Here is a 3,515-nt window from a genome sequence, read left to right as displayed (position 1 = left end):
AGCGGGTCGCGCTCGCCCGGGCGCTCGCCCGCGAGCCGAAGCTGCTGCTCCTGGACGAGCCGCTGGGCGCCCTCGACCGGGGCCTGCGCGAGGAGACCCAGGCCGAGCTGCGCGCCGTGCAGCGCCGCCTCGGCACCGCCTTCGTGGTGGTGACGCACGATCCCGAGGAAGCGATGATGCTCTCCGACCGCGTCGGCGTCATGGAGCATGGCCGGCTCGCCCAGGTCGGGACCCCGGCCGAGTTGTACCGCCGCCCGGCCAGCCGCTTCGTGGCAGGCCTGCTCGGCGACGTGAATCTCATCCCGGGCCGGCTGGGACCCGCCGAGCCCGGCGACACCCGCACGGTGCAGACCGCCCACGGGCCGGTCCGCGCCGCCGCGAACTCGTTGCCCCAGGGCGCCTCGGTCGTGGTCGCCGTGCGCCCGGAAGACCTCGTCCTCGGCGCCGAGGGCCTGCCGGTGACGATCGCCGACGCGACCTTTCTCGGCGACCGCCTGCGCCGCACGCTGCGCCTGCCCGATGGCACTCTGCTGCGGTCGAGTGCCAGGCCGGGCGGCGAGCGGGAATCCGCGGGTTCGGACACCCGCGCCGGCTTCGCCCCGAGCGACGCCGTGATCCTGCCGGCATGATGCGCGCTGCAATGACCCGGGCCCGCCCGGCCGGGACCCTGGAGCGGCAGCCATGAGGGTGAAGGCGCCCGGAAAGCGGCTGTTCGACCGGCTCGTGCGCCTGCCGCCGCTGCTCTGGCTGTCGGCCTTCTTCCTGCTGCCCGTCGCCATCACCCTCAAGATCAGTCTGTCGGAGCCGGCCACCGCGATCCCGCCCTACCTGCCGGTCTTCGACTGGCAGGGCGGTATCGAGGGCTGGTCGTCCTTCCTCGAAGCCCTGAACCTCGACAATTACGCGACGCTCGCCGCCGACACGCTCTACCGCGATGCCGCCCTCGGCTCGCTCGCCTACGCCGCGGCGTCCAGCCTGATCCTCGTCGCCCTCGGCACGCCGCTCGCCTACGCGCTGGCCCGGGCGCCGTCGCGATGGCAGCCGCTCCTCGTCGCCCTGGTGGTGGTGCCGTTCTGGACGAGTTTTCTGATCCGGATCTACGCCTGGATCGCGATCCTGAAACCCGAGGGACTGCTGAACTTGATCCTGCTGCGCCTCGGCCTGGTCTCCGAGCCGCTGATCATCCTGAACACCGATGCCGCGATTCTCATCGGTCTCGTCTACGCCTACTTGCCGTTCATGGTGCTGCCGCTCTACGCGGTGATGAACCGGCTCGATCCCGCGCTGCGCGAGGCGGCGGCGGATCTCGGCGCCTCGCCGACGCGGGTGTTCTGGTCGGTGACCCTTCCGCTTAGCCTGCCCGGGATCGCGGCCGGGGCCGGGCTCTGCTTCATTCCGATGGTCGGCGAGTTCGTGATCCCGGATCTCCTGGGCGGCTCGGAGACCCTGATGCTCGGCCGGGTGCTGTGGAGCGAGTTCTTCTCGAACCGCGACTGGCCGCTCGCATCGGCCGTGGCGGTGCTGATCCTCGCCATCGTCATCGGGCCCGTGGTGCTGTTCCGCGACAGCCTGCGCACCGGCGGGGAGGGCCGTCCGTGACCTGGGTGACCCGTACGGCGCTGACGATCGGGCTGATGTTCCTGTACGCGCCGATCCTGGTTCTGGTCGTCTACTCGTTCAACGCCTCGCAACTGGTCACCGTCTGGGGCGGATTTTCCATGAAGTGGTACGGCGCCCTGTTGGCCGACGCGCCGCTGATGGCGGCGGCGTGGGTCTCCCTGCGGGTCGCGCTGTTCACGAGCCTGATCGCGACCATCCTGGGAACCCTGGCGGCTCTGGCCCTCGAACGCCACGGCCGCTTCCGCGGGCGGGCGCTGTTCACCGGACTGATCTTCGGGCCGATGGTGATGCCGGAGGTGATGATCGGCCTGTCACTCCTGCTGATGTTCATCGGGATCGGCATCGACCGGGGCATCGCCACCATCGTGATCGCGCACGCGACCTTCTGCACCGGCTTCGTCGCCGTCGTGGTGGCGGCGCGCCTGCGCGGCCTCGACCGTGGGCTTGAGGAGGCGGCCGCCGATCTCGGTGCCGGTCCGTTGCGGGTGTTCCTCACGATCACGCTGCCGCTGCTCGCGCCCGCCGTGCTGGCCGGCGCGCTGCTCGCCTTCACGCTCTCGCTCGACGACCTCGTGATCGCGAGTTTCGTCTCGGGCCCGGGCTCGACCACGCTGCCGATGCGGCTCTACGGCCAGGTTCGGCTCGGGGTGAATCCCGAGATCAATGCCGCCTCGACGATCCTCGTCGTACTGGTCAGCACGTTCGTCCTGCTGGCCTCCTGGCTGACCGTCCGACGCGCGAACGCCTGAGCGCCGATTCATCCCGCGGGAGACGGTCCCAGCCGCGCGCCAGGTGCGCCCGCGCACGCAGCCCCACGCCGGTGGATCATAGGCTTGCCGGGATTCGGCTGCTGAAGCGGCCGTTCCCCGAGGGACCACCGTCATGATCCGTGCCCTGACAACGATCTCCCTGGCAGCACTCCTCCTGGCCCCGGCGGCGCAGGCCCGCCCGACCCGCGCGCAGGCGCAGCCATCGCCCAGCCCCGCCGTCAAGGCGCGCCAAGCTGCGCTGAAGGATTTCGACGCCCGGATGAGCCGCCTCGATTCCCTGATGGGCCTGTCGCCCCGGGCGGCCCCCCGGTCCCGCTCGGCGGAGGCCGGGCGCTAGTACGCGCAACGTCGGAAGGGCTAACGGCCGAGGCCGCCGGCCTCCTCGATGAACCGCGCGACCGCGTCCGCACCATCGCCGCCGCGCAGGGATGCGAAGACGTAGGGCCGGGCGCCGCGCATCCGCTTCGTGTCGGCCTCCATCACCGACAGGTCGGCGCCGACCAGCGGCGCGAGATCGATCTTGTTGACGATCAGCAGGTCCGACCGGGTGATGCCGGGACCGCCCTTGCGGGGAATCTTCTCCCCGCCGGCCACGTCGATCACGTAGAGGGTGATGTCCGCGAGTTCCGGTGAGAACGTTGCCGCAAGGTTGTCGCCGCCGGATTCGATCAGCACCAGGTCGAGCTTCGGGAAGCGCCGGCTCATCTCGGCGACCGCGGCGAGGTTGATCGAGGCATCCTCGCGGATCGCCGTATGCGGGCATCCGCCGGTCTCGACGCCCAGGATCCGCTCCTCCGGCAGCGCGCCCGCCACCGTCAGGATCCGGGCATCCTCCTTGGTGTAGATGTCGTTGGTGATCGCGCAGATCTCGTAGCGGTCGCGGAAGCGCTTGCAGAGCTGCTCCATCAGGGCGGTCTTGCCGGAGCCCACGGGGCCGCCGATGCCGACGCGGAGCGGGCCGTTCGAGGAGGTCATGCTGCGTTCTCAGGATCGGAAGATGCGGGAATACTGGGTCTCGTGCCGGAACGAGCCGAGATCGAGCCGGATGGTGGCAGACCCGATCGCGTCGAGATCCGCGTCGTGCGCCGCCTCCGCGAGCCGGACCAGGAGGGGTGCGAGCGCCGC

The 3,515-nt window shown here is 70.8% G+C and carries 5 protein-coding genes and 1 pseudogene; 4 read left to right on the top strand and 2 right to left on the bottom strand.

The window, feature by feature from the left end; genetic code table 11:
* From FV228_RS23555 to FV228_RS23540, 4 genes are all read left to right on the top strand, one after another.
* The coding region (locus tag FV228_RS23555) for an ABC transporter ATP-binding protein (RefSeq protein ID WP_147856790.1) at positions 1 to 629 on the top strand (629 nt) is incomplete at its 5' end.
* A 52-nt stretch (positions 630 to 681) separates the two neighbouring features.
* Positions 682 to 1,599 carry an ABC transporter permease subunit gene (locus tag FV228_RS23550; protein ID WP_147856789.1) on the top strand — a complete coding sequence of 306 codons (918 nt, stop codon included), beginning with the start codon at positions 682 to 684 and terminating at the stop codon, positions 1,597 to 1,599.
* Entirely contained in the window at positions 1,596 to 2,369 is a 774-nt protein-coding gene (locus FV228_RS23545; protein ID WP_147856788.1) for an ABC transporter permease subunit, read from the top strand. Before FV228_RS23550 ends, FV228_RS23545 begins: the two co-directional genes overlap by 4 nt.
* 133 nt (positions 2,370 to 2,502) lie before the next feature.
* Complete coding sequence (locus tag FV228_RS23540) at positions 2,503 to 2,727, top strand: hypothetical protein (RefSeq protein ID WP_147856787.1); 225 nt, start codon at positions 2,503 to 2,505, stop codon at positions 2,725 to 2,727.
* A 20-nt stretch (positions 2,728 to 2,747) separates the two neighbouring features.
* Here the strand turns inward: FV228_RS23540 and ureG are convergent, their stop codons facing one another.
* Together ureG and FV228_RS34380 are read right to left on the bottom strand one after the other, a co-directional pair.
* On the bottom strand, positions 2,748 to 3,365 hold the full coding sequence (gene ureG, locus FV228_RS23535) for an urease accessory protein UreG (RefSeq protein ID WP_147856786.1): 618 nt from the start codon (positions 3,363 to 3,365) through the stop codon (positions 2,748 to 2,750).
* Positions 3,366 to 3,374: 9 nt separating this feature from the next.
* Positions 3,375 to 3,515, bottom strand: a pseudogene (locus tag FV228_RS34380) (urease accessory protein UreF); the annotation flags it as partial.

It is taken from the genome of Methylobacterium sp. WL18 (genome assembly GCF_008040015.1).
Lineage (GTDB): Bacteria > Pseudomonadota > Alphaproteobacteria > Rhizobiales > Beijerinckiaceae > Methylobacterium > Methylobacterium mesophilicum.
The sequence above is the reverse complement of the archived record's forward strand: the minus strand, read 5'-3'. Positions and strand labels throughout refer to the sequence as shown.

Excerpts from the sequence above, each read along its gene's own strand:
- FV228_RS23550 (WP_147856789.1), top strand. The coding sequence starts at position 682 with ATGAGGGTGAAGGCGCCCGGAAAGCGGCTGTTCGACCGGCTCGTGCGC.
- FV228_RS23540 (WP_147856787.1), top strand. The coding sequence starts at position 2,503 with ATGATCCGTGCCCTGACAACGATCTCCCTGGCAGCACTCCTCCTGGCC.
- ureG (WP_147856786.1), bottom strand. The coding sequence starts at position 3,365 with ATGACCTCCTCGAACGGCCCGCTCCGCGTCGGCATCGGCGGCCCCGTG.